Raw genomic sequence first — 25,516 nt, forward strand, 5'->3', positions numbered from 1 at the left:
CTCACTCCGCGGCAAGGCCGAGGGCTTCGACCCCCGCCTCCCCTTCGTCGTTGGCGCCGCCCGGCCACTTGGTGCCGGTGAGCGCGGGGAACCATTCGCTGGGCGCATCGCCCAATGCTTCGCGGAGCAGGTCGAGGCGGCGAACCGAACTCTCACGGCCCGAAAGCAGTGTCAGCACTTCGGGCGCCCCGGACAGGTCGAGACGCACGACCACGCTGGCGTCGGGCTGGCGTACTAGAAAGCAGCGGCTGTGCGCCGGCAGCGTTCGGATCAGCGCGAGTTCGTGCTCGGTCAGGCCGAAGCCGTCGCAGTAATCTTCCGGCCGCGCGCGCGAATTGGGCATGAACACCATGGTTGCGGTCTGCTCGACCAATGCGGTCGAAATGCGGCTTTCGAGCGCGTCTCGCGCCGACTGCGTGGCGAAACCGACCAGCGCGTTGCGCTTTCTGAGCGTCTTGAGCCAGTCGCGGATGCGCGCGGCGAAGACCTCGTCGTCGAGTGCCTTCCAGCCCTCGTCGATCAGGATCATGGTCGGCTTGCCGTCCAGCCGTTCCTCGATGCGGTGGAAGAGGTACATCATGGTCGGTGTGCGCAGCTTGGGATTTTCAAGCAGCGCGGTCATGTCGAAGCCGAGCACGCGGCTCGTCAGGTCGAGCCTGTCCTCGGCATTGTCGAACATCCAGGCATGTTCGCCTTCCCCGATCCATGCGCCGAGACGATCCGCGAGGTCGCCCGGCTGCGGGCGGCGGCTGCCCGACAGCAATTCCTTGAAGTGGCGCAGGCGGCGCAGCGACGCATCGTTGGCATAGGCCGCGTCGACCGCGCCTGCGATGGTCTGCTCTTCCTCCGGCCCCTCGGCCTTGAGCAGCACGCCCAGCCAGTCGCGCAGGAAGGCCTTGTTGCCCGGCGTGTCGGGCAGCGCGAGCGGGTTGAAACCGGTCGGCTCACCCGCACGGATGCTGTCGTAGCGCCCGCCGATGCCGCGCACAAAGAGTTCCGCGCCACGGTCCTTGTCGAACAGGATGGTGCGGGGGCTGAATTTCTGCGCCTGCGCGGCGAGGAAGTTCATAACCACGGTCTTGCCCGAACCCGAGGGCCCGATGACCGAGAAATTGCCGAGATCTCCGTGGTGAAAATTGAAGAAGAACGGGGTGGCGCTGGTGGTCTCCAGCAGCGTAACCGCCTCGCCCCAGTGGTTGCCCTGCGCCTGGCCGAGCGCGAAGCCGTGCAGGCTCCCGAAGCTGGCCATATTGGCGCTTGAGATCAGCGCGCGGCGGACGAGATAGCTCTCATTGCCCGGGAACTGTCCCCAGAAAGCGGGCTCGCAATTGGTATCCTCGCGCACCGCGATCGCGCCGGTATCGGCGAGTGCGGCGGCGCAGGCGGCCATGGCATCGTCGAGTCGGCCGAGACCCTGTTCCTTGACCATGACGGTCAGGTGATGGTCGCCGAAGCCGACCGCGCCGTTTCCCAGCGCATCGCGCGCGGCCATCATGTCGGCGCGTTCGGCGGCGGCCTCCTCGTCCGCGCTTTTCAGGCGCCGGATGGCGAGATCCATGCGTTCGCGCGCGGTCTGGCGTTCGGCAGGCGCGTAGCTTTCCGACACGACCATTTCGAACGGTAGGCGCAGCAGGCTGTCGAGCAACCCCGGCGAAGTCGCCTCGGGATAGTCCTTGAGGCCCAGGATCGCGGCAAAATCGGGCGCGCCCGAACCGCGCATCTCGATTGCATCGAGCCCGAAGCTGACGCGGCGATAGGGCAGCATGTGCCCCAGATCGACATCGTCGGCAGGCTTACGCACGGGGCGCATCTCGCCGTTGTAGAGCGCGCTCAAGAGCTCGAGCATTTCCGAATTGGTATGACCCTGCGGACCGACATAATCGCCGAGCGGGGTCGCGCCATAGGCCTGAAGCGCGGCGACCAATCCTTGCGAGGCGGCGCGCAGGCTGCGCAGGTCCTTCGGATCGGCTTCGAGCCGTTCGCCGCCACCGCGCTTGAACTTCTTGCTCATGCGTTCGGCCAGCCCCGCCTTGCCGCGTGCAGGCCGGCGGATCAGTGTAATGAATTGGTCGTTCACGAACAGCTGGCCCGAGCCGAGCCGCTCGCGCCAACGCTCGTCGATATGGCGGCTGATCGGATCGGGGTACTGCGCCTCCAGCTCCACCGAAACGCGGCGGCGGATGACGTGGTGGTAGAGAACGAAACGCGCATCGAGCGTGGAACGCAGCACGACTTCGCGCGTCGCAGCATGGGCGTTCAACGCTTCGCTGTCCTCGGTCTCGAACAGCAGGCCCGGGACCTGAATCGCGGTCATCACACTGCCGTCACGCAACAGCATGGTGCTTTCGTCGATCAGGCGCAGATAGGGCAAGCGGTCGCCGGCGCGCGCTTCCTTCGCGCTCCACGCCGCAGCGCCCATCCATTTCTCTTTACGCGGCATAGGAATTGCACCCCCAGCGCTTGTAGTTTTTCACCCGCGGGCACTTACTGACCCTGGTAATCCACAGGTCGAAAATGCGCGGTTCGCGCAGGCAGGCGAAATAGCCGATGCCATGCATCACGGCGAAGACCAGCAACGCCAGCCAGCTGCCGGTGATCAGGAATGCCTCGGTCGTCACCATCCCGTTGATGATGAAATAGTTATATGTCACCCCCGCGAACATCTGCGGGCGCGTCAATGCGCGGTGAACGGGATGGCGGACGAGCGCGGTCATGCTAGCTCGCCACGCCCTGAATACCGGCGACGATCGAAGCCGCACCGAACAGGATGAACACGCCGATGATCACGGTCGCGCCGAAACGCCAGTTGAGGCGCCCGGTCAGCATCATGAAACCGACTGCCGCCACGGCCATTACTGCAACCGCGGTGGCGACATTGCCGAGCAAGGTCCCCTGCAGCCAGCCAAGCGCTGCGACGATGGGGCCCGACCCTGCCGGATCGGCAGCCTGCGCAAACGCTGCGCTGGGGGTCGTCAATGCGGCAAGAGCTGCCGGAACGGTAAACTTGCGACTCAATTATCTACTCCCGTGAATGGTCTGACAGACGGCCCATGATGGCCGCCACATAATGCTGTGTTTCGCGAATGCGGGGAATGCCGCCCGCACGAATGACGCGTCCGGGTCCGGCATTGTAGGCGGCTAGCGCTTTCTCGAGATCGCCGTCGAACCGGTCGAGCTGTTCGCGCAGATAGCGCGCCCCACCTTCGAGATTGGCGAAGGGATCGTCGGGGTCGACGCCGAGATCGCGCGCGGTGCCGGGCATCAGTTGGGCAAGACCCCGGGCACCGACCGGCGATACCGCATTGGCACGCCAGCGGCTCTCCTGCCACACGACAGCCTCGATCAGCGTCGGGCTGAGGTCGAAACGCGCGGCCAGTTCGGCCACTTTCGCCTTGTATCCCTCGGGCACCAGCCGGGCATGTTCGACGGGATCTGCGACCGCGATGTCGGGAACGACAAGATCCGCAGGGACTTCTGCCAGCGGTCCGGACGCCGCCAACTCGTTCTGCGCAGCAGGAAGGGCGGTGCCCCCGCCGGTCACCCAGCGCGCTCCGTCCGCGTCGATCTCCATGACATCCGCCTTTGCAGGAAAGGCGGAAAGCGCTGCGCAGGACAATCCCAAAACCAGCGCCAAGCGTGCGAGAATCATTGCACCCTCCGTGCGGCCCCATTGAGGATACTACATGACAGGCGGGTGACAAAAAGCTGAATTGTGGAGGAAACTATCGCGGCCGATACGAATTGGCCCACCTTCCGCAAAAAAGGAAGGCGGGCCTGTTGGTTCGGTGATCTCGCGCGGACTTAGCGAAGCGACAGTGCGTAATAGCGGGCAAATTCGCCCTTATCGAGCATTGCCAGGGCCTTGCGGGCAAGGCGGCGCGAATCCACCCATTTGCCTTGTGCGGTTTCAAGCTCGACGCTGTTGCGGGCGCTGGCTGCGGCCTCGAACGCGGCGCGCGCCGCCTCATAGTTGCCTGTGCGCGCGAGGGCGATGCCGTGGTTGATCAACCGTGCCGGATCATCTTCGGCCAATTCATCCGAGTTTTCGATGATTTCGCGCGCCGCAAGATTGTCGTTCGCGACGAGTTCTTCGTAGCCGACGTCATATTCGGCCTGCGGCGTCTTGGCCGCGTCGACGGGACCCTGCACGAGAAGGGCCAAAGCAACGCTGGTAATGATCGCCATGACAGCTCTCCCTTTCCTGTTCTGAGAGCTGTTATGAACCCCGCCCAAAGCGACTGCAACAATTCCGTAACATTGTCACAAAACTGAAATTTCTAGCGCCGGCAAAGGTATTTTCGAGAACCGGCTCGGTTCGTCGTGCCATTTGCCGGTTTTGCAACACAACGGTCACGAAACGATAAAAAGTGTCACGAAGCACCCCTAGCGGACGATTCGCGATCAACGAATTCGCATTTCGATTCATCCGGTTTTTGAGGGGACCGTTACCCGTGACCAATTTCCATCGTTCGCTCGTTCTCGGCTGCTCCGCTCTGGCTCTCGCCAGCTGCGGCGCCGACGAAATCGTCTCGCCGGGCACCGGCGGGAACATCACCATCAACAACACCAATACCCCGGCACCCACGCCGACCCCGACGCCGACCCCGACGTCGACGCTGGTCACTCCGGCTGCCGGTTGCCCGACCATCTCGGACCCCGTCGGCCTGACCGACACCGGAACCATTTCGGGCCCGACCGGCACTTACCGCGTGTGTGAACTGCCGGAGCGCTTCGCCGCTTCGTCCACCCTGCCCTTCATCAACGGCCTGCTTTATCGCATCAATGGACGTGTCGACGTCGGCACCGATGGCGGCCCAGCCGATACCGGTGCCGATACCGATGTCGAGCTGACCATCGAGCCGGGCGTCATCCTCTTCTCGTCGGGTTCGGGCTGGATGAACGTCAACCGCGGAAACACGATCCAGGCCGTCGGTACTGCCGCACGCCCGATCATCTTCACCAGCCGCGACAACGTCCAAGGGCTCAATACCGTCAACTCGTCGGGCCAGTGGGGCGGTCTCGTCCTTTCCGGCCGCGCACCGGTTACCGACTGCGGCGCACCCGGCGCCACGCCGGGCACCGTCGCCTGCGAACGCCAGGTCGAAGGCGCGGCTCAGCCTGCCCTGTTCGGCGGTGCTACCCCCGACGACGACTCGGGGAACCTCGACTACGTGCAGATTCGCTATTCCGGTTTCGTCCTTTCGGGCGACAACGAACTGCAGGCCCTGACCACCGGCGGTGTCGGCAGCGGTACCAGCATCAGCAACATCATGAGCTACAACAGCTCGGATGACGGCGTCGAGTTTTTCGGCGGCCAGTTCGACGTGCGGAACCTGATCGTCGTCGGTGCGGAAGACGACAGCCTCGACACCGATACCGGCGTCAAGTCCAACATGCAGAATGTTATCGTGGTTCAACGCCCCGGTGTCGGCGACACGATCATCGAAGCTGACTCGAACAACGGCCTCGAAGAGCAGACCCCGCGCCAGAAGACGCAGATCTCGAATGCGACCTTCATCCACAATGGCGCCGAGCAGGATCAGGCCATCCGCATCCGCGGCGGCGCCGATTTCGCCATCGTGAACTCGGTTCTGGTCGACCAGACCGGCGGAACGCCCTGCCTGCGTCTCGACCTTCCCGAAACGATCCGCGCTGCCGGCGCAGGGCCCGACGAAGACGGCCCGCCGGTCTTCGAAAGCTTCGTGATGGATTGCGATGTCGACTTCCGCGACGGTAGCGACGGAGTCACCGCCGCCCAGACGCAGGCGATCTACGATGCCGGCTCGAACAACGATTCGGGCTTCACCAACACGCTGACGATGACCTTCGTCAACGGCGCCAACGAGAATGGGGTCGCCGTGTTCGATCCGACCTCGCTGGATGCGTTCTTCACGCTGCCGACCAACATCGGCGCGGCCTATCCGGGCAACGACACCTGGATTCAGGGCTGGACCTGCAACTCGGCCACGGTGACCTTCGACGCCGCCGTGTCCGATTGCTCGAGCCTGCCGGTCTACTAATCGGCACCAGAGGCCGCGGGACGCACGCATATCGTGCGTCCCGCGGCCTTCTTCGCTTTTTCGCACGGGAGCCATCGCAGGGCTCCACACAGTTTTCAAAGGCCTGAACATGAGGGGGTCTCGAACCATGTCGACCGGCAAGCAGCTAACCGCGCTGCTCCTGCTCACCACCGCGCTCACCATTCCCGGCGCCGCCTATGCCCAGGAAACGGGCATAGGCACCGGCGCCGAAGGCGTTCCCGCCGAAGAAGACCCCGCGACCGACGCCGCCCTGGCACAACAGGTCGAGGGTATCGACGACACGCCAGCCGAGGAAGAGTTCGAGGAGCCCGAGATTTCCGTCCCCGGCGGCGCCATCGTCGTGACCGGACGCCGTCGCCAGGACGTGACTCGCGCATCCTCGCAGGTCGTCTCGGTCCTTGACAGCGCCAGCATCGCCCGCACCGGCGAAGGCGACATCGCCGGCGCGCTGACCCGGGTCACAGGCCTGTCGACCGTAGGCAACGGCCTCGTCTTCGTTCGCGGCCTGGGCGATCGTTACTCGCTTGCGCTCCTCAACGGTCTCCCGTTGCCGTCGCCGCAGCCCCTCAGCCGCGTCGTGCCGCTGGATATCTTTCCCACCAGCATCATCGCATCGAGCCTGGTTCAAAAAACCTATTCGGCGAACTTCCCCGGCGAATTCGGCGGCGGCGTGATCAACCTCACCACGCGCGCCGTTCCCGAAGAAAGCTTCATCAAGATCAGCGCCGGGATTTCCGGAGACAGCGAAACCAATTTCGGCACCGGCTACACCTATTATGGGTCGAGCTACGACTGGTTCGGTTTCGACGATGGCCGCCGCACCACGCGGCCCGCGCTGCAGAACTATCTCGACAGCGGCGTTCCTATCTCGGACCCGAGCGTCGACCAGCGCTCGATCCTGCTCGAACTGGGCGATCCCAACCTGATTTTGCTGCAGAGCACCGACAATCTGCCAGCCAACTGGTCGACCGGAATTACCGCGGGAACCAGCTTCGACGTCTTTTCCGACGGCCGCTTCGGCATCATCGCCACGGCTTCGTTGAGCAACAAGTGGCGCAATCGGTTCATCACACGCCAGACCGCGGTGAATACGGACCTCGATCTCGACACCGACTTCCGCCAGTTCACCACCGACCAGCGCATCCTCGCGAACGCCATGCTGGGCTTCGGCCTCGAGGTTGGCGAGCATCGCTTCCGGATCGTCAACCTGTTCATCCGGGACAGCCTGAAGCGCGCCTCGCTCGCCGAGGGCACCGACTTCCAGAATGACGACACCGACCAGGTCCAAGACACCGCCTGGTACGAGCGCCAGCTGTTCGATACGCAATTTACCGGCGAACTGGAATTCGGCGATCTTTCGGTCGACCTGCGTGGCGGCTATGCCCAGACACAGCGTGAAGCGCCCTATGAATGGGAGTTCACCTATACGCGTACCAACAATGCCAACGATCCGCTCGGAAACGTCTTTCTCAATACGCTCGACCCGCAGCGCGGCGGCGCCGTGGTGGCATTCTCGGATCTGACCGAAGACCTTTACTACGGCGGTGTCGATCTGAGCTACCAATTGGCGGACTGGCTCGGAGTGACGGTGGGCGGTGCCTATACCGACACCGAGCGGCTGTCCTCGCGGCGCGAATTCGATATCCGTGCCTCGGGCGGCTACCCCGATGTGTTCGGCGCCTTCCGCCCGGACAACCTGCTCGGCGATTCGCTGATCGAACTCGGTTACGATCCGGTGGCACAAGATGCCGCGGGTATCGGACCGTTCACCTATACCATCTTCGATACGACCGGTTCGGACCCGGCCTTCGCCGCAGGTCTCGAGATTCTGGCGGGCTACGTCCAGACCCGGATCGAGCCGACCCTCGGCGTTTCGCTCGATGTCGGCGTGCGCTACGAAGATGCCACGCAGGAAGTCATCCCGCTAGGCCTGGACGGCACGCCAAGCGGTTCGGGCAATACGACCCTGCTCGAGAACGACTACTTCCTGCCGGGCGCAACGCTCACCTGGGAAGTGACCGATAGTCTCCAGCTGCGCCTGAACGCATCGAAGACGATCGCGCGCCCGCAGTTCCGCGAACTGATTTTCCAGACCTATTTCGATCCGGAAACCAACCGCCAGTTCAACGGCAACCCGTCGCTGGTCGACAGCGAGCTGACGAATTACGAAGCACGGCTCGAATATTACTGGGGCTCGGGCAGCAAGGCGAGCGTCGCCGGCTTCTACAAGGATATCGAGAATCCGATCGAGATCTTCTCGAGCTTCTCGGACAACAACCAGATCAGCGGTTTTGCAAATGCTCCTTCGGCTCAGCTCTACGGTGTGGAAGCCGAGTTCCAGTGGAACAAGGACCTCTACAATCTGGGCGATTGGTGGGACAGCAAGCGCCTGGTTGCCATCGCGAACTATACCTACACCAATTCGGAATTGCAGGTCAGTTCGAACGATATCGCTCGGGTCTTCCCGCTCGCGGACCAGCCGGCGACCAACTTCTTCCGCGACGGCGTGCCACTGACGGGCCAGTCGGACCACCTTGTCAATCTGCAGCTCGGCATCGAGGATCTGGACAAGATCAGCCAGGCCACATTCCTGTTGAGCTATGCCAGCGAGCGCGTGACCAGCCGCGGAACGGCGGCACTGCCCGACATAGTCGAAGATCCGGGCCTTCGTCTCGACTTCGTGGTGCGGCAGGGCTTCGAACTCTCCGGTACCGATCTCGAACTGAAGCTGGAAGCCCGCAATCTGACGGGTCGCGATCACTTCGAATTCCAGACCAACGGCACCAACCGGATCGAGATCAACAGCTACGACGTCGGTCGCAGCTTCGCCGTATCGCTTTCCGCCGAGTTCTGAGAGAAGACAGTCTTCACACCCCGGGGGCCGCCTTCGGGCGGCCCCCTTTTCTTGGTGCAAATGCCCGCTTGGTTTCAACCGGGACCGTTGCAGCTCCCAATCCTACGCCAGTGTCACTCGTAGCTATCGAATACGTATCCGAGCGAACGCACAGTACGCACACGCTCTCCGGCACCCACCTTGCGCAGGGCGCGGCGCAAGCGGCCGATCCAGACATCCACGGTACGCTCGTCGATCGGCGGCTCCTGCTTGCCGAGAGCGGCGATCAGGTCCGCGCGCGACAATACCCGATCCGGGTTCTGGGCGAGGAAATGCAGCAAGCGGAATTCGTTCGGCCGCAAGTCGAGTGCCTGGCCGTTCCAGCGTGCCTGCAACGCGGCGAGATCGACCAGCAACTGGCCGAGCTCGAGGCGCTCAGTGACCCGCGGCTGCGCGCCGCCGACCTGCAGCGCCATCACCCGGTCTAGGACGGCAGTGCGGTCTATCGGGCCGACGATGTAATCGTCCGCGCCCGCCCGCAATGCCCGCCGCTTGTCTTCCGCATCGTCTTCTTCGAGCACGATGGTTATATGCGCATCTTCCATACGCGGATCGGTGCGCAGGCGGCGGCACATCTCCAGCCCGGAAAGGTCGTCCATGACCCAGTCGACGAAGGCGCAGACGGGCCCTTCGACCAGCCGTCTCGGCCCGTCGGGATAGAGACGGGCAAAAACGTATCGGATGTCCCCGTTGTCGAAGTCCGGAAGGTCTCCCGCGATCGGGTCGGTCAGGAAAATGTTAATCGTGCGCACGCGGCAATCACCCCACCTGTCGAAGGCAGCGATGCCGCAGTCTTGTGACTTGTATGTGACCCCCTTTCCGCGATTGTAACACTTCGCGAAAAAGGGCGAATTTTCTAATCTTCGCGAACGGAAACGGACCAGTCTCGCGGGACGGTGGTTTCCACGCCGACCGGTGCTTTCGGCATGTAGGGCTCCTCGAGCCGACGCACTTCTTCCGCCGTCAGCTCCAGACCCATGGCGGCGACCGCGGCGCCGATGTGACCGTCCTTGGTCGCCCCGATGATCGGTGCGGTGACCTCCTTGGCGAAGTGCCAGGCCAGCGCGACAGTCGCGCGCGAGACGCCGCGTTCCTCGGCAATCGCACCGACTGCCTCGACGATGGCGCGATCTGCCTCTTCCTGCTGGCGATAGAGCAGTTTGCCGAAACCGTCGGTTTCGCTGCGAACGGTGCTTTCGTCCCAGGCCCGCGCGAGCTTGCCACGCGCAAGCGGGCTCCACGGGATCACTCCCACGCCCTGATCGGCGCACAATGGCAGCATTTCGCGCTCTTCCTCGCGGTAGAGCAGGTTGACGTGGTTCTGCATCGAGATGAAGCGGGTCCAACCGTTCCCTTTCGCAGCCTCCTGCGCCTTGGCAAACTGCCACGCCCACATCGAGGACGCACCGATATAGCGCGCCTTGCCGGCCTTCACGATATCGTGCAGCGCCTCCATGGTTTCCTCGATCGGGGTTTCGGTATCCCAGCGATGAATCTGGAAGAGGTCGACATAGTCCATATCGAGCCGTGTCAGGCTGTCGTCGATCGCCTGCATCAGCGCCTTGCGCGAGAGGCCGCCGGTATTGGGCGCCTGCCGCCAGGGCATGAAGGCCTTGGTAGCAACCACGATTTCGTCGCGCCGGGCGAATTGGGGGAGCAGGCGTCCGACGACCTCTTCTGACGCGCCGAGCGAATACATGTTGGCGGTGTCGAAGAAATTGATCCCCGCCTCCAGCGCCTCGCGAATGAAGGGGCGGCTTTCCTCCTCGGACAGCACCCAGTCCCCGTGCCATCCCTTGCTGGTATCGCCATAGCTCATGCAGCCCAGGCAAAGACGCGAAACCTTGAGGCCCGAGGGGCCGAGATTGACGTATTCCATGTGTAGGTCCTCCCTGTGCGACGGCGAAACGTTCTCCATGCCCGGTCTGCGTGACAAAGGTGACACTGCGTCACCCTTGAAAACGCCGCCAACTTGTTGTTTTACATCGTCATCCCGCAAAAGTGACACAAGGTGCGCGCGACGAAAACATAGTGCCTCTCAGCTCCATGGTGTCCACATCGCAAACGCCGGTGGAGTAGGAAAGCCTCCATCCAACGTTCATGAGAGCGTCATCCCGCCATCGACGCGGATTGTCTGGCCGACGACATAATCCGCCAGCGGCGAGGCGAGAAACAGCGCGGCTCCCGCCATGTCCTGCGGGGTGCCCATGCGCCCCGCCGGGATGCGGGAAATTATACCGGCGGCGCGTTGTTCGTCATCGGTCGTCACCTTCGTCAGCTTGGTCGGGACCAGGCCCGGTGCGATGCCGTTGACGCGAATTCCTTCGCCCGCCCAGGCCTGTGCCAGGCTGCCGACGAGACTTGCCGCGCCCGCCTTGCTGGCGGCGTAGGCCGGATTGCCGATCATCGCGTGATAGGCCCCGACCGAGCTGACGATTATCAGCGAGCCGCCATTTTCCGCCAGTTTCGGACGCACGATGCGCGCACAGTCCATCAGCGAATTGAGGTTGACCTCCATCACCGCGTCCCAGCCGGGCCGCTCGAATTCCTCGCGGCCATAGCGCACGGTGCCCTGGCAAAGGACCACCACATCGAGCCCTGCGGGCAGCACAATCGATTCAACCGCCCCGGCCTGCGCGACGTCGAGCGAATGGAAGATGAGGCCGGCGAGATCGCTGCCTTTTTCTCCCGCGTAATCCTCGGCTGTGGGCCGCCTGCCGGTCACATGAACCTCGGCGCCCCGCTCTCGGAAACCGTGGGCGATGCCGTTGCCGATCCCGCTCGAACCACCGACGACCAGAACGGTCTGTCCGGAAAAATCGAGCGGATCGGCCATTGGCTGCTCTCCTTCAGATCGAGCGGCTGATCACTTCCTTCATGATCTCGTTGGTGCCGCCGAAGATGCGGGTCACGCGCGCATCGCGCCACAGGCGGGCGATGGTGTATTCGTTCATATAGCCCGCCCCGCCATGCAGTTGCAGCGCCTTGTCGCAGGCCTCCCACTGCAGATCGGTGTGCCATAGCTTCGCCGCACTCGCCTCGTCCGTGGTGAGTTCGCCAGCGAGGTGCTTTTTGATCGCCCAGTCGAGATGCGCCCAGCCGACCTGCAGCTTGGCCTTGAGGTCGGCGAGGACGAATTTGGTGTTCTGGAATTCGAACACGGTTCTGCCGAAAGCCTTGCGGTCCTTGGTGAAGTTCACCGCCTCGTCGAAAGCGCGCTGCGCGGCGGCCTGTGCGCCGACGGCAATGCCAAGCCGTTCCTGCGGCAGTTCTTCCATCAAATGAATGAAGCCGCGTCCCTCGCCGCCGAGGATATTGGTCATAGGCACACGGCAATCGTTGAAGAACAGCTCGGACGTGTCGGCCGAATGCTGGCCGATCTTGTCGAGATTGCGCCCGCGCTCGAAGCCTTCGGTATCGGCATCGACCAGTACCAGCGTGGTGCCCTTGGCGCCCTGCGAGGGATCGGTCTTGGCGACGACGATCACCATATCGGCATTCTGGCCATTGGTGATGTAGGTCTTCGACCCGTTCACCACGAGATGGTTGCCGTCCTTGATCGCGGTGGTGCGAATGCCCTGCAAATCGCTGCCTGCGCCCGGCTCTGTCATGGCGATCGCGGTTATGACATCGCCCGAAACCATGCCCGGTAGATATTTGGCGCGCTGCTCGTCGGTGCCGAGACGTTCGATGTAGTTCGCAGTGATGTCGTTCTGCAGCGTGAAACCGGCCGAACTGCCGAGGTAGGACAGTTCTTCGCACAGCACGCAGTTGAAGCCGAAATCGAGGCCCAGCCCGCCATTCTCTTCCTTGACCGTCGGGCACAGCATGCCCGCCTCGCCCAGCGCCTTCCACGCCGAGCGGGGAACTATGCCCTCTTCCTCGTGCTGGTCGAGATAGGGCGTCATGTGCTCGGCGAAGACCTTGCGCACGGTATCTCGAAAGGCCTCGTGGTCTTCATTGTAGGCGGTGCGATAGCTGGTATCGAGCATGCGAAAGCTCCTCAATTCCGGGGCGGGAGATGGGTCACGGGCGACGATGCCCCACGTCGGCGGTCTAGTAAATCACGCATCCGGCGTTGCTCCGTCGATCTGCGCCTGCCGACGCCGCAACATGGCCAGTCCGGGAAGCGTAGAGACCACGAAAATGATCACGATCGCGACGACATAGCCCGACGCACTGCCCGCTTCCGCGGAGCTCTCGACACCGAAAAACACGTCGAGATCGCCCATCGCATTGATGAACGCATGGATGCCGATCACCGGCCACAAGCTGCGCGTGTAGGCTGCGATCCCGGCAAAGCCGATCCCCAGCAAGGTAGCATAGACGACCTGCGGAACGACATCGCCAAGCGGCGCCTGGAAAATATTGAAGGCATGCGCGATTCCGAAGATCAGCGCCTGCGCGATGCCCGCCTTGATCAGCGCATTGGGCCGGCTCTGCCAGGCGCGATAGAGATAGTAGAAGCAAAAGCCGCGCAGCAGGATTTCCTCGAACAGGCCGGTCGACATGCTGTTGTAAAGCCAGCCGGCGGCTCTCGGCAGGTCGAAACTGAGTGCCTGCACGTCGACCGACAGCAGGTTGATCAACCCGATGAGCGCCATCGGAATCACCGCGAGCGGCCAACCCCGGGGCCATTCGCGCACGGGACGCGTGAGTCCGGCCTCGCGGGCAAGTCCGGTCCGGTGAAGCAGGAATACCAGCGCAGCGGCAATCGCCAGCTGCGCCGTGCTGTGTCCCATCTCCTTGGCGATCTTGCCGGGATAGTCCGCCGCCCCGACGGCGACGAACAGCAGCATGCTTGCCCCCAGCAAGACAATGGGCAGAACCAGCGCCGCCCATGCGGGCCGGTCGGCCGCAGCGATCGAATTCATAAAAATTGCATCCTTGTATCGGACGAAACGGATCAGCCGTCGAGGAAACCGGTCAGGCGCTGGCGGATCAGGGTTTCTGCCTCGGCCATGATGCTATCGATCAGTTCCTTACAGGTCGGGATATCGTTGATGAGACCCGCGACCATGCCACACGACCAGGCGCCCGCGTCCATGTCGCCTTCCATCATGATCCTCGGATAGACGCCTGCTACCTGTTCGATGATATCCTCGAACTTGAGGTCGGAGCCCTTCTCCTTCTCGATCTGTAGCAATTCCTCGACTGCATCGTTGGTCATCACGCGTTCGGTATTGCGCAAGGGGCGCATGACCAGCCTTGTGTCGAGCTCGGAAGCGGCGACAATCGCCTTCTTCACATTCTCGTGCACCGGCGCTTCCTGTGTCGCGATGAAGCGCGTGCCCATGTTCATACCGTCGGCTCCCATCGCAAGGCTGGCGACGAGGCTGCGCGCATCGGCCATGCCGCCGCTGGCGACGAAGGGAATTTCCAGTTCGTCCGCCGCGCGGGGCAGCAGGATCATGTTGGGGATGTCGTCCTCACCAGGGTGACCGCCACATTCGAAGCCGTCGACGCTGACCGCGTCGCAGCCGATCGACTGCGCTTTCAGGCTGTGGCGCACGCTGGTGCATTTGTGGATCACCTTGACCCCGGCGTCCTTGAAATAGGGCAGGACTTGCTGCGGATTGTTGCCCGCGGTTTCGACCACCTTGACCCCGCCCTCGATGATGACGCGGACCAGCCCGGGATAGTCGGGCGCGTTGACCGTGGGCAGGAAGGTCAGGTTCACACCGAAGGGCTTGTCGGTCATGTCGCGGCATTTCGCGATCTCGTCGGCAAGCTTTTCGGGGGTGCCCTGAGTGAGACCGGTAATGATGCCGAGGCCGCCCGCATTGGAAACCGCCGCCGCCATCTCCGCAAACCCGACATAGTGCATGCCGCCCTGGATGATCGGATGCTCGATGCCGAACATTTCGGTAATGCGGGTTTTCATGATGCTGCCTCTTCCCTTGGTTGCTTTTCGCAACCGGTATCGGGACGAGCGCGCCGAGTCTAGCGCTTCGCCACCGCCTGCAGCGCGGCGAGCAACTGGCTGCCGCGTTCCGTAAGGGAAAGTCCCGAGGCGCTCTTTTCGGCGAGCCCCTCACGTTCGAGGTCCTGTCCCGACGGGGGCCGCATGATGCGCCCGTATTGCCCGCCGTGATAAATGAGCGGCTCGGCCTCGCGCCGGTCGAAATCGATTACTTCGCCTAGGAAGATGGCGTGATCGCCGCCTTCGTATTCGAACCGCGCGCGGCATCCGAAGCGAGCTGCGCAGCCTTCGAGCAGCGGCGCGCCTTCCGGACCGTCTGCCATGTCCAGCCCATCGAACTTGTCGCGTCCCGGCCTCGCGAAGCGATCCGACATCGTCTGCTGGTCGGCTGCAAGAACGTGCACCGCCCAGTTATCGGCATCGCGGAACACCGACAGGCTGCCCGAATGGAGCGAAAGACTCCACAGCACCATCGGGGGATCGAGACTTACCGAGTTGAAGCTGTTGGCCGTAAGTCCGACCGGCTTTCCGGAATCATCGCGCGCAGTGACAATGGTCACACCGGTGGCGAAGGAACCCAGTGCATTGCGGAAGGCCAGCGGATCGAACATGCACAGCGAGCGCTAGAGCGGCCCACCGATAAGGGCAAGCCTCAGGCGGGCGCTGGCTCGCGCGCAGGGCAGTAGCGCTGGAGATACTGGTGATGCCCGGGCATCTGCTGGACCAGCCACTGGATCGATTTCGCCATCTCGTCGATCTCCTGCACCGATGTGTCCGCCACAGCCGCAGCCATGGGGCTGTTGCCCTCCATAGAGATGCCCTGCCCCATCATCACCGCGGTCCAGCTGGTGGTGGTGAACAGTTCGTCCTCCTCGCGGAACACCTGGCCATTCGCCTTGAACAGCTCGATCTTCTCGGTCAGCGAATCCGGCACGTCCATCGTCCGGCAATAGTCCCAGAACGGGGAATCGTCGCGCCGCGTGGCCTTGTAATGGAGTACGAGGAAATCGCGGATCCGCTCGTATTCCTTGACCGTGAGCCGGTTGAACGTATTCGCCTGGGCTTCGGTAATGCCGTCGAGCGACATGGTCGCGATCAGCTTGTTCACGCCCGTGTTGATCAAGTGGATCGAGGTGCTTTCGAGCGGTTCCATGAAACCCGAAGCAAGACCGAGCGCAACCACGTTCTTGTTCCAGAACTTCTTGCGGCGGCCGGTCACGAAACGCAGGTGATTGGGTTCGGCGGTCGGCTTGCCGGCGAGGTTCTGCACGAGAATGTCGTGTGCCTCGTCGGCTTCCATGAACTGGCTGCAATAGACATGCCCATTGCCGTTGCGGCGCTGCAGCGGGACCTGCCATTGCCAGCCCGCCCTGTGCGCGGTGGCCCGCGTGAACGGCGGCGGCGGCGAACCGTCGTCGCGATTGCATGGCAGCGCCACGGCGCGGTCGCAGGGCAGGAAATGGGTCCAGTCTTCGTACCCCGTTTCGAGCGCCTGTTCGATCAGGAGGCCGCGAAAGCCGGTGCAGTCGACGAAGAAATCGCCCTCGATCTCCTCACCATCGGACAGGGTCAGCTTGGCCACGTGGCCGCTTTCCGGGTCGAGCGCCACCTGCTCCACGATTCCCTCGCGGCGGACTACGCCGCGCTTCTCGGCATATTTGCGCAAATAGCGCGCATAAGCCGTCGCATCGATGTGGTAGGCGTAGTTCATCGGCGGCAGATCGTCGCGGGCATAGTCTTCGGTGCGCGAAAACTTCCCGTAATAGGCCGCCATGGTTTCGAGATTGAACAATTGCAGCGGGCGCTTGTCCCCCCGCCCACGCAGGCTGTGCCAGACCTGGTGGAAATTGATTCCGCCGATGTCGTAGCCATAGGCGCCGAACGGGTGAATGTAGCTTTCCCCGACCTGGCCCCAGTTCACGAACTGGATTCCCAGTTTGAAGGTGCCCTGCACTTCGGCGAGGAACTCGCGTTCGTCGATACCCAGCGCCTGGTTGAACTCGACGAGTGGCGGGATGGTCGCTTCACCCACGCCCACCGTCCCGATCTGTTCCGATTCGATCACCGTGATGGCGACCGGCCGGCCATCGCGAATCCGTGACAGCGCTGCCGCCGCCATCCAGCCTGCAGTGCCGCCACCCACGATTACGATATGTTCTATTGCCATCGCTCCCCTCATGCCATTTCGGGGCCTCTGTTGCCAGAGCGCCACGCCTCATCGCCTCGCACATATTGTATCTTGTGAACGCTCACAACCTTCGATATGTTTCAAACAGATTGCAGGATCAAACCTGCTGGGAAGCTTGGGACAAGGGAGGAAACATGTCTCTTAGAAGGACTGGCGTCGCCGCACATTCGCGCCGCATCGCCGCGCTCACCACAGCATCGGGCCTGGCGCTGGTAGCAGCACAGCCCGCATGGGCGCAGGAAACGGACGACACGCTCAACGAGGAAACTCCGGGCGGAACACCCGAGGAAATCGATGATGCCAATGTCATCGTCGTTTCCGGCTTCCGCCAGTCGCTGGCGAGTGCGCAGAACATCAAGCGCAATGCGGATACCGTGGTCGACGTAGTGACCGCGGAAGATATCGGCGCACTCCCCGACCGCTCGATCGCCGAGACCCTCCAGCGCGTTCCCGGCGTGAACATCGGGCGATTCGAAAAAACTTCCGACCCCGACCGGTTCTCGGTCGAAGGTACCGGCGTGATCATCCGCGGCCTGCCCTTCGTTCGCTCCGAGCTCAACGGTCGGGACATCTTCTCGGCCACCGGCGGACGGTCGCTGAGCTTCGAGGATGTTTCTCCCGAACTCGTGGGCCGTGTGGAGGTGTTCAAGAACACCACGGCGGACATGATCGAAGGTCAGATTGCTGGCCTGGTCAACCTTGTGACGCGCAAGCCGCTCGACAATCCGGGTCTGAACATTGCCGGTTCGATCGAGGGCAATTACGGCGATCTGCGCGAGGAATGGTCGCCCACGTTCAATCTGCTCGTATCGGATACTTTCGATACGAGCGCCGGCACCTTCGGCCTGCAACTTGCCTATTCCCGGTCGGAGCTCAAGAGCCGTACCGATGCCTCGCAGGTTGCCGACCCCTGCTACCGCAATGCCGATCTGAGCGGCGGATGCCTGCGCGTGTTCGATGTGAATTCGGGCGGTTTCGGCGATACGCCCAACTTCACCGAGGACCAGTTCCCGCCGGCAGGCGCGGTGATCGTTCCGCAATATGCCGGTGTTCGCACGACCGACCTCGATCGTGATCGCGAGGCATTTTCCGCCGTCGGCCAGTTCGAGACGCTCGATGGCGACCTGCTGATGACCTTCGAGTACCTGCGCTCGGAAACCAGCTTCTTCACCGAGGAATTCGCGCTGCTGGGCCGCATCGACGACGGCGTGTCGGCGCCCGACCCGCGTCCGGGCACGAATTTCACCTTCGATGACAACGGGCGCTTCGTGAGCGGCATCCTGACCGACAATGTCGGCAACGCCTACGCGACACCCTTCGGTCTCGGCGGGATACCGCTGGATACGCTGCGGTTCCTGCGCGACACCGAATCGGTGACCCAGGATTTGTCCTTCGACATCGACATGGATTTCACCGACCGCTTCCGCGGTAATGTCGAAGCGCAATACGTTACCTCTGACCTCAATCGCGATTCGGTCTTCGGCGCGATGAGCACCTGGGCCGACATCGCGCTCGACCTCAGCGGCAATACGCCCAATGTCGAGTTTCTCGCGCCTCCGGGTGCGCCCGACGACTATTTCTCGAGCGGTTTCTTCACCTATTACTGGTTCGGCCTCGACAGCCGTGAGCGCAACGAGGGCGACCTGTTCAGCGTCAAGGCCGATCTCGAATACGACATCAGCGACGACGGCTTCTTCAAGAAGGCCCGCTTCGGCGCGCGCTGGGCTGCACGGGACCGCATAACCCGGAACACGAACTTCAGCACCTGGGGCAATCTCTCGGCGCCTTGGGCCGGCCGTGGCGGTTGCGCCCCCTGGGGTGCGGGACCGGGCTGTTTCTCGGAAGGTCCCGGCCCGTTCGGCAACGGCTTCGTCCCGGGCCGTTTCTATACTGGGTTGCCCGGGCAGGAGTTCGCGATCGGTGGCGGCGCATACACCGACGATTTCCCCGGCTTTTCGCAGATCCGTTCGCCTTTTGCGGACGGTTTCCAGCGCGGCCGGACGGCCACCCCCGTTCCCAGTGGCGAAGCCTATTTCTTCGGCGGGGACGACTTCCTCGGCGAATACCTCGCCGGGACGACCGACCAGCAGTGGGAACAGATCGGAGAGTTTTCACAGACGCCCGAACGGTTCAATCTCGGCGTGAACGGCCGCACCTTCACCGATCCGGTGACCGGAACGGTAACGGCTTGCGATCCATTCTGCCCGCCCGAAATCTCTGACGTCACCGAGATCACCAACGCGGCCTACGCTCGCGTGGACTTCGGCCACGATTTCGATAGCGGCTGGTCGATCGCAGGCAACATCGGCCTCCGCTACGTCGAAACGCGGGTGAAATCTGGCGGGCTGATCGGGTTCCCGCTCCCGGGTCAGTTCGATGATCCCACGATCAATCCCTCGGCAAATGGCGATGGCATTGTCCAGCCGGCGGAAATCACCGCAGTATGCGCAACCCCGCTACCTCCGGGTCAGCAGCGACTGTTTTGTAATCTGACGGGCGCTCGCCTTTCAGAATTCGCGTCGCTGTTCACCGGCGAGGTGGTCCAGGACGATCGCGAGATAACGTTCGACCATTGGCTCCCGGCCTTCAATATCAGGCTGGACAGCGGCACCGGAGTGGTCATTCGTGGCGCTGTTTCGAAGGGCATCTCGCGACCGGACCTGCAGTTGTTCAACGCCAGTGGCGTTCTCGGCTTCAGTGGCCGGGTCGACAATGGACCGTTGCTCTCGATAGCGACGGGCAATCGCAACCTCCTGCCGATCGAATCCTGGAATTACGACCTGTCTGCGGAATGGTACTTCGACGACGTCGGCTCGCTGACTGCGGCGGTATTCATGAAGGATATCGACGGGATCGTGACTACCGGGACGGGTGTCGTGAACTATACGACAGCGAGCGGCCTGTCGCAGGACGTCATCATCAACGGTCCGGCCAACGATCTCAGCGGTACGCTGAAGGGATTCGAAATCGCCTATCAGCAGACCTATGATTTCCTGCCTGGGTTGCTGAGCGGATTGGGCACACAACTCACCTATACCTACATCGACGGAGGGGATTTCCCCAACCCGGACCTGTCGGATATCGGATCGCCCTCGGTTTCCACCGGGTTCCAACCCCTGAACGGCGGACCGTTCGTATCGCGGCAACCGCTGGCCGGAATTTCGGAGCATACGATCAACGCGACCATCTTCTACGAGAAGGGGCCGCTCTCGATGCGCGCCGCCTATAACTGGCGTTCGGAATTCCTGATCACCCCGCGCGACGACATCTTCCCCTTCTCGCCCATCTGGCAGGAAGATACCGGCCAGCTGGATGCGTCGATCTTCTACGACGTCAATTCCCATCTTAAACTGGGCATTCAGGGTGTGAACCTGCTCGACGAGGTGACCGAAACCTCGCAGGTGATCGATTTCGATGGCACGAGGGTTACGCGTTCGGCATTCCGCAACGACCGCCGGTTCACCTTCATCGCGCGCTTCAATTTCTGAGCGGATAGAACCTATGAAATGAGTGCGGGCCTCGGTTGCAAGACCGGGGCCCGTTGCTTATTGTGCGACGCAGCGTTGCGCAATCGCGGCTGGATAAACGCCTGATCGAACACAGGGCCTGTGATCTTCGTTAAGGCGTAGCCGGGCGAGAATGGGGTTTTCAATTCTATGGGTCGGCGGCGCCAGTCAGTCACCATCAAGCATGTCGCAGCCGATGCGGGGGTTTCCCTCCAGACCGTCAGCCGCGTCATCAACGATGAACCCAATGTTCGCCCCGCGATGAAAGAGAAGGTGCAGGCGAGCATCGACAAGCTCGGCTACGTTCCTTCTATCGCCGCGCAGCGCATGAGCGGATCGCGGTCCTATCTCATCCTCGCCATAAACGACCGCGACCGCACGATCGCCGACTGGCGGGCGCGCGACGGACGCGACTGGATCGACCAGATGCTGCTCGGCGGAATGCTGACCGCGGCCGAGCGCGGCTATCGCATGATCTTCGAGCTGGTCGACACGCATAGCGACCATGTCGAGCGCGAGCTTGGCGCGGCGCTTGCGGCGCTGCAGCCCGACGGGGTCATCGTCACTCCGCCGCACTCGGAAAATCCGCAGATTACCGGCCTGCTCGCCGAGCGTGGCATTCCCTTCGCACGGATCGGCTCTAAGGAAGAGGGCCCCGGCATCGCCATGACGATGGGAGACGAATTGCTCGCTGGCAAGGCGACCGACCATCTCATCGAACTCGGCCACATGCGGATCGGCTTTATTGCCGGTCCCGACGAATACAGCCTGTCGGCATGGCGCGTCGACGGGTGGCGCGAGGCGATGGGCAATGCCGGGCTCGACTGCGACGGCCTGCTGGAGCAGGGCGATTTCGGCTTCGAGAGCGGGCTGGCGGCAGCGCGCGCGCTGCTCGACCGGGACGATCCACCGACCGCCATCATTGCCAGTAGCGACCAGATGGCGCTTGCTGCACTGGACGTAGCCAGGGAACGCGGACTCGACGTGCCGCGGGATCTTTCCATCGTCAGCTTCGACAACACACCGGTGGTGCGCTTCACCAGCCCCGCTCTCACCGCGCTCGATCAGGCGATTTCGGCGACGACGGCGCGGGCGGTCGAACTGCTCATCGACGCGCGCAAGAACGGTGCCCCCGATCAGCCGGTGGTGGTCGAGGGTGAGTTGATCGTTCGCGGCTCGACCGCCCGCGCGCCGAACCATGCCCGCAGCTGACGCAGCGCCAGGACAGTACCAGTCCCGGCGCTTCCTGTTGCTGTATGCGCTGGCCGTCGCGGGTGGCTCCGTATCCTATGCCCCCTTCCTCACGCTGTTACTCCCGCTCAGGGCCAGCGCAATGGCGGGCGAGGCGACCATCGATCTGCTCGCCTATGCCGCCTTTACCGGGGCGATCGCGGCCAGCATCGCCAATATCGGCTTCGGCTGGCTGAGCGACATCACCCGGACACGCAAGCCCTGGATCGTCGGCGGCATGATCGTGTCGGGGGCTTTGTTGCAACTGGTCCAGCTGGCGCAGACGCCCGCGCAGCTGTTGCTGGTGATCGTGATATGGCAGGTGTCGATCAACATGATGCTTGCACCGCTGGCGGCATGGGCGGGCGACGTCGTGCCGGACCATCAGAAGGGCCTGCTCGGCGGCCTTCTTGCCTTCGCGCCGGCGCTGGGCGCGCTGTCGGGCGCCTTCGTGACCCTGCCGGGCCTTGCCGATGCCGACGGTCGGCTTGGCCTGGTCGCGGGCCTGGTCGCCGCTATGGTGCTGCCGGTCGTCCTGTTCGGACGTCCGCGTCCCATGCCGCAGCTGATGGTCGAGACGCCGCATGACGGCGAATTGCGCGGGCGGGTCAAGCGCAGCGCGGTCGCGCGGATGTGGCTCGCCCGGTTGCTGGTCCAGATAGCCGAAGCGGCGCTGTTCGCCTATCTGCTTATCTGGATTACGGGAATCGATCCCACTTTCGGCGACAACGATATCGCGCGCATCTTCGCCATCGTGCTCGGCCTCTCGGTACCGGCAGCCTTGCTTACCGGTCGCTGGTCCGATGCCCGCGGTCGCCCCATCCTTCCGCTGGTGATCGGCGCCGGAATCGGAAGCCTAGGCCTCGTGATCATGGCGCTTGCCGATGGGCTCGGCGGAGCGATTGCCGGTTACGTCATCTTCGGTCTCTCGACCAGCGTCTTCCTGGCACTGCATTCCAGCCAGACGCTGAGGGTGCTGCCCCGACCGGCCCGGCGGGCGCGCGATCTCGGCTTTTTCAACCTGACGAATACCGTGCCCAGCCTGATCATGCCCTGGTTGACGCTGGCGATGGTTCCGGTGTTCGGTTTCGGCGGCCTATTCTGGCTACTCGCCGGCCTTGCCGCCCTGGCGACCATCCTGCTCACGACCATGCCACGCAGCGAACTCGCGGCTTGATTTTGCTGCGACCACATGGCAATCCTCGTTTTTGAGAACGTTCTCAAGAATGGGAATGCGTGGAGGGATGTTTCGAATGCGAGCGATTCTACTGGCGACGGCTGCCGCAATGGGTTTGGCGGGTTGCACCACGGTTTCGTCGGAAGCTCGGAATACGCCGCGCACGGCGTCGGCGCCCGTTTCGGACGAAGACGCGCGCGTAGCCGATCTCGTTGCGCGTATGAGCCTGGAGCGCAAGGTCGCGCAATTGATCCAGCCGCAGATCGGCTCCTTCACCGCCGAGGACATGGAGCGCTATCGCTTCGGCAGCTATCTCAACGGCGGTAATCGCGGCCCCTATGGCGACGAATTCGCGCCGGCTTCGGAATGGCTGCGCCATGCCGATGAAATGTATGTCGCCTCCGTCCAGCCGATGGAGGGCGACGAGCCCGTCATCCCGACAATGTGGGGTACCGATGCGGTTCACGGCCACACCAACGTGGTGCGCGCCACGATCTTTCCGCACAATATCGGCCTCGGCGCGACGCGCGATCCCGATTTGATCCGGCGTATCGGCGAGGCCACGGCGGTCGAGATCGAAGTGACCGGCATCGACTGGAACTTCTCGCCCACGGTCGCAGTGGCGCAGGACGATCGCTGGGGGCGCACTTACGAAAGCTATTCCGAAGATCCCGCCATCGTCGCCCCGCTCGGCGCCGCCCTGGTCGAGGGGCTGCAGGGCCGCAAGGGCGAAGCCGACCGGCTCGGCGCGGGCCATGTCATCGCCACGGCAAAGCACTTCTTCGGCGACGGCGGCACCGACCAGGGGGTCGACCAGGGCGAGGTGACCGGCGACATCGAGGCGCTCAAGGCGATCCACGCCGCGCCCTACCCCGCCGCGATCGCGGCCGGCGTTGAGTCGGTGATGGCCAGCTTCAATTCAATCAATGGCCGCAAGATGCACGGCAACAAGGAATTGCTGACCGACGTGCTGCGCGGCGAGCTGGGATTCGACGGCCTCGTCGTGGGCGACTGGAACGGCCACGGCCAGGTCGCGGGCTGTACGAACACCGACTGTCCGCAGTCGCTTCTCGCCGGGCTCGATATCTACATGGTGCCCGACGAGTGGAAGGGTTTGCACGACACGCTCGTGCGCCAGGTTCAGGACGGCACGATCCCGATGGCGGTGCTCGACGAGGCGGTCAGCCGGGTCTTGCGGGTGAAGATGCGCGCGGGGCTGCTCGACGAATTTGTCAAGCCATCCGGCCGGCCCAATGCGGGCGAGTATGAATTGCTCGGTTCCCGCGAGCATCGCGCGATCGCCCGCGAAGCGGTGGCCAAATCGCAGGTTCTGCTCAAGAATGACGGTGTGCTGCCGCTGGCCGAGGGTGCAAATATCCTCGTCGCAGGAAGCGCAGCCGACAGCATCGCGCAGGCTTCAGGCGGCTGGACGCTTACCTGGCAGGGCGGGCTCGAACTCGACAATAATGAACATTTTCCCGGCGCCACCTCCCTCTGGAAGGGATTGAAGGACGCAGCCGAAGCCAGCGGCGGAAGTGCCATTCTGTCCGCGGACGGGAGCTATGCCGACAAGCCGGACGTCGCGGTCGTGGTATTCGGCGAGGAACCCTATGCCGAATTCGCGGGCGACCGGAAGGACCTTGCATTCCGCGACGAAGAAGGGCTCGGCCTGCTGCGCAAGTTCGAGGCCGAGGGCGTTCCGACCGTTGCCGTGTTCCTCAGCGGGCGTCCGATGTGGGTCAACCGCGAACTCAATGCCGCCGACGCCTTCGTCGCTTCGTGGCTCCCGGGTAGCGAGGGCGCGGGCATTGCCGATGTCCTTACCGGAGCAGTTCCGGCGAGCGGCAAGCTCGGCTTCAGCTGGCCCGCGACCTGCGACCATGGCCCGCTCAACGGACCCGAAGGCGCGCTGTTTGCGGTAGGCTATGGCCGCGCTCTCACCGACACCTCGCCGCTGCGCCGGCTTGACGAGAACTGCGACGCCCTACTCGCACACGAGGGCGCCGAATGGTTCGTCAACGGCCGCTTCGCAGATGGTGTGACCGCAGCGGCCGGCAGCACCGACCTGCCCGACCTGCGGGGCTCGGCAGCGGGGGTGACCGCGATTGGCATCGACCGCAATGCGCAGGAAGATTCGCGCGAAATCGCCTTTTCGCCCGGCGCGTCGCTGACCATCGCACAGGAAGGCGAAGGCTCGGGCGCCTATCGTATCGCCTACCGGGTCAAGCGGCGCCCGACCCAGCCGGTTTCGCTCACCGTGGGCGACGTGACGGTCGACCTGACCCACCCGTTTTCCGTCGCTGCCGAGAAGGACTGGCGCGAAATGGTCATCACCGGTCAATGCGCCCCGGGTCTGGGCGACAGCCTGACGTTCACCTCGCAGGGCGCCTTCAGTTTCGACATCGCGACAATCACCCGTGAAGAGGTGGCCGAAGGCACCGACTGCTCGTTCTGAGCGAGCACATTCGTATTCGTTTTGTGTGACGGCAAAAGCCTGCCACACCTAGCATGAGGACAAAGGCCGGGTCGCGAAAGGCGATACCGGTTTCAGGGAGGAT

19 protein-coding genes are annotated in these 25,516 nt (G+C 63.3%); 6 read left to right on the forward strand and 13 right to left on the reverse strand.

What is annotated here, in order from left to right; all coding sequences use genetic code 11:
* Position 1: 1 nt before the first annotated feature.
* The 5 genes from ACQY4G_RS01575 to ACQY4G_RS01595 all read right to left on the reverse strand — a co-directional run bounded on the left by ACQY4G_RS01575 (position 2) and on the right by ACQY4G_RS01595 (position 4,185).
* On the reverse strand, positions 2-2,440 hold the full coding sequence (locus ACQY4G_RS01575; protein ID WP_421992573.1) for a VirB4 family type IV secretion/conjugal transfer ATPase: 2,439 nt from the start codon (positions 2,438-2,440) through the stop codon (positions 2-4).
* Positions 2,430-2,714: a type IV secretion system protein VirB3 gene (locus ACQY4G_RS01580; RefSeq protein ID WP_067694164.1), complete on the reverse strand. Its 285-nt coding sequence runs from the start codon at positions 2,712-2,714 to the stop codon at positions 2,430-2,432. The genes ACQY4G_RS01575 and ACQY4G_RS01580 overlap by 11 nt, the downstream gene beginning before the upstream one ends.
* A gap of 1 nt (position 2,715) precedes the next feature.
* Entirely contained in the window at positions 2,716-3,015 is a 300-nt protein-coding gene (locus ACQY4G_RS01585; RefSeq protein WP_291172450.1) for a TrbC/VirB2 family protein, read from the reverse strand.
* Positions 3,016-3,019: 4 nt separating this feature from the next.
* Positions 3,020-3,649, reverse strand: a complete 630-nt coding sequence (locus tag ACQY4G_RS01590; protein ID WP_067694158.1) for a lytic transglycosylase domain-containing protein — start codon at positions 3,647-3,649, stop codon at positions 3,020-3,022.
* Between the two features lie 152 nt (positions 3,650-3,801).
* The gene (locus ACQY4G_RS01595; protein ID WP_067694155.1) at positions 3,802-4,185 is read right to left on the reverse strand and encodes a hypothetical protein; all 384 of its coding nucleotides are present in this window, start codon (positions 4,183-4,185) and stop codon (positions 3,802-3,804) included.
* Between the two features lie 266 nt (positions 4,186-4,451).
* Here ACQY4G_RS01595 and ACQY4G_RS01600 point away from each other — a divergent pair, with 266 nt between their 5' ends.
* Both ACQY4G_RS01600 and ACQY4G_RS01605 read left to right on the forward strand, forming a co-directional pair.
* Complete coding sequence (locus ACQY4G_RS01600; RefSeq protein WP_421992575.1) at positions 4,452-6,020, forward strand: hypothetical protein; 1,569 nt, start codon at positions 4,452-4,454, stop codon at positions 6,018-6,020.
* A gap of 127 nt (positions 6,021-6,147) precedes the next feature.
* The gene (locus ACQY4G_RS01605; protein WP_421992577.1) at positions 6,148-8,895 is read left to right on the forward strand and encodes a TonB-dependent receptor domain-containing protein; all 2,748 of its coding nucleotides are present in this window, start codon (positions 6,148-6,150) and stop codon (positions 8,893-8,895) included.
* A gap of 113 nt (positions 8,896-9,008) precedes the next feature.
* Here ACQY4G_RS01605 and ACQY4G_RS01610 read toward each other — a convergent pair whose 3' ends face one another.
* The 8 genes from ACQY4G_RS01610 to ACQY4G_RS01645 all read right to left on the reverse strand — a co-directional run bounded on the left by ACQY4G_RS01610 (position 9,009) and on the right by ACQY4G_RS01645 (position 17,024).
* Complete coding sequence (locus tag ACQY4G_RS01610) at positions 9,009-9,686, reverse strand: response regulator transcription factor (protein ID WP_421992579.1); 678 nt, start codon at positions 9,684-9,686, stop codon at positions 9,009-9,011.
* Between the two features lie 104 nt (positions 9,687-9,790).
* A complete protein-coding gene (locus ACQY4G_RS01615; protein WP_421992581.1) occupies positions 9,791-10,813 on the reverse strand; it encodes an aldo/keto reductase in 1,023 nt (340 codons plus the stop codon).
* A 219-nt stretch (positions 10,814-11,032) separates the two neighbouring features.
* The gene (locus ACQY4G_RS01620; RefSeq protein WP_421992583.1) at positions 11,033-11,770 is read right to left on the reverse strand and encodes an SDR family NAD(P)-dependent oxidoreductase; all 738 of its coding nucleotides are present in this window, start codon (positions 11,768-11,770) and stop codon (positions 11,033-11,035) included.
* A gap of 13 nt (positions 11,771-11,783) precedes the next feature.
* On the reverse strand, positions 11,784-12,926 hold the full coding sequence (locus ACQY4G_RS01625; RefSeq protein ID WP_067694137.1) for an acyl-CoA dehydrogenase family protein: 1,143 nt from the start codon (positions 12,924-12,926) through the stop codon (positions 11,784-11,786).
* Positions 12,927-12,998: 72 nt separating this feature from the next.
* The gene (locus ACQY4G_RS01630; protein ID WP_421992585.1) at positions 12,999-13,808 is read right to left on the reverse strand and encodes a CPBP family intramembrane glutamic endopeptidase; all 810 of its coding nucleotides are present in this window, start codon (positions 13,806-13,808) and stop codon (positions 12,999-13,001) included.
* A gap of 32 nt (positions 13,809-13,840) precedes the next feature.
* Entirely contained in the window at positions 13,841-14,818 is a 978-nt protein-coding gene (locus ACQY4G_RS01635) for an NAD(P)H-dependent flavin oxidoreductase (RefSeq protein ID WP_067694129.1), read from the reverse strand.
* Positions 14,819-14,877: 59 nt separating this feature from the next.
* The gene (locus ACQY4G_RS01640) at positions 14,878-15,468 is read right to left on the reverse strand and encodes a flavin reductase family protein (RefSeq protein WP_067694125.1); all 591 of its coding nucleotides are present in this window, start codon (positions 15,466-15,468) and stop codon (positions 14,878-14,880) included.
* A 41-nt stretch (positions 15,469-15,509) separates the two neighbouring features.
* Positions 15,510-17,024: a tryptophan halogenase family protein gene (locus ACQY4G_RS01645; protein ID WP_421992587.1), complete on the reverse strand. Its 1,515-nt coding sequence runs from the start codon at positions 17,022-17,024 to the stop codon at positions 15,510-15,512.
* A 155-nt stretch (positions 17,025-17,179) separates the two neighbouring features.
* Here ACQY4G_RS01645 and ACQY4G_RS01650 point away from each other — a divergent pair, with 155 nt between their 5' ends.
* From ACQY4G_RS01650 to ACQY4G_RS01665, 4 genes are all read left to right on the forward strand, one after another.
* Positions 17,180-20,533: a TonB-dependent receptor gene (locus ACQY4G_RS01650; protein ID WP_421992589.1), complete on the forward strand. Its 3,354-nt coding sequence runs from the start codon at positions 17,180-17,182 to the stop codon at positions 20,531-20,533.
* Between the two features lie 168 nt (positions 20,534-20,701).
* Entirely contained in the window at positions 20,702-21,763 is a 1,062-nt protein-coding gene (locus ACQY4G_RS01655; RefSeq protein WP_421992591.1) for a LacI family DNA-binding transcriptional regulator, read from the forward strand.
* On the forward strand, positions 21,750-22,958 hold the full coding sequence (locus tag ACQY4G_RS01660) for an MFS transporter (protein WP_421992593.1): 1,209 nt from the start codon (positions 21,750-21,752) through the stop codon (positions 22,956-22,958). The genes ACQY4G_RS01655 and ACQY4G_RS01660 overlap by 14 nt, the downstream gene beginning before the upstream one ends.
* Before the next feature lie 76 nt (positions 22,959-23,034).
* Entirely contained in the window at positions 23,035-25,413 is a 2,379-nt protein-coding gene (locus ACQY4G_RS01665) for a glycoside hydrolase family 3 N-terminal domain-containing protein (protein ID WP_421992595.1), read from the forward strand.
* Positions 25,414-25,516 lie beyond the last annotated feature (103 nt).

The organism is Qipengyuania sp., assembly GCF_965277845.1.
Taxonomy (GTDB): domain Bacteria; phylum Pseudomonadota; class Alphaproteobacteria; order Sphingomonadales; family Sphingomonadaceae; genus Qipengyuania.

Excerpts from the sequence above, each read along its gene's own strand:
- ACQY4G_RS01575 (WP_421992573.1), bottom strand. The coding sequence starts at position 2,440 with ATGCCGCGTAAAGAGAAATGGATGGGCGCTGCGGCGTGGAGCGCGAAG.
- ACQY4G_RS01660 (WP_421992593.1), top strand. The coding sequence starts at position 21,750 with ATGCCCGCAGCTGACGCAGCGCCAGGACAGTACCAGTCCCGGCGCTTC.
- ACQY4G_RS01645 (WP_421992587.1), bottom strand. The coding sequence starts at position 17,024 with ATGGCAATAGAACATATCGTAATCGTGGGTGGCGGCACTGCAGGCTGG.
- ACQY4G_RS01580 (WP_067694164.1), bottom strand. The coding sequence starts at position 2,714 with ATGACCGCGCTCGTCCGCCATCCCGTTCACCGCGCATTGACGCGCCCG.
- ACQY4G_RS01650 (WP_421992589.1), top strand. The coding sequence starts at position 17,180 with ATGTCTCTTAGAAGGACTGGCGTCGCCGCACATTCGCGCCGCATCGCC.
- ACQY4G_RS01655 (WP_421992591.1), top strand. The coding sequence starts at position 20,702 with ATGGGTCGGCGGCGCCAGTCAGTCACCATCAAGCATGTCGCAGCCGAT.
- ACQY4G_RS01635 (WP_067694129.1), bottom strand. The coding sequence starts at position 14,818 with ATGAAAACCCGCATTACCGAAATGTTCGGCATCGAGCATCCGATCATC.
- ACQY4G_RS01615 (WP_421992581.1), bottom strand. The coding sequence starts at position 10,813 with ATGGAATACGTCAATCTCGGCCCCTCGGGCCTCAAGGTTTCGCGTCTT.
- ACQY4G_RS01595 (WP_067694155.1), bottom strand. The coding sequence starts at position 4,185 with ATGGCGATCATTACCAGCGTTGCTTTGGCCCTTCTCGTGCAGGGTCCC.
- ACQY4G_RS01625 (WP_067694137.1), bottom strand. The coding sequence starts at position 12,926 with ATGCTCGATACCAGCTATCGCACCGCCTACAATGAAGACCACGAGGCC.
- ACQY4G_RS01665 (WP_421992595.1), top strand. The coding sequence starts at position 23,035 with ATGCGAGCGATTCTACTGGCGACGGCTGCCGCAATGGGTTTGGCGGGT.
- ACQY4G_RS01620 (WP_421992583.1), bottom strand. The coding sequence starts at position 11,770 with ATGGCCGATCCGCTCGATTTTTCCGGACAGACCGTTCTGGTCGTCGGT.
- ACQY4G_RS01630 (WP_421992585.1), bottom strand. The coding sequence starts at position 13,808 with ATGAATTCGATCGCTGCGGCCGACCGGCCCGCATGGGCGGCGCTGGTT.
- ACQY4G_RS01640 (WP_067694125.1), bottom strand. The coding sequence starts at position 15,468 with ATGTTCGATCCGCTGGCCTTCCGCAATGCACTGGGTTCCTTCGCCACC.
- ACQY4G_RS01605 (WP_421992577.1), top strand. The coding sequence starts at position 6,148 with ATGTCGACCGGCAAGCAGCTAACCGCGCTGCTCCTGCTCACCACCGCG.
- ACQY4G_RS01590 (WP_067694158.1), bottom strand. The coding sequence starts at position 3,649 with ATGATTCTCGCACGCTTGGCGCTGGTTTTGGGATTGTCCTGCGCAGCG.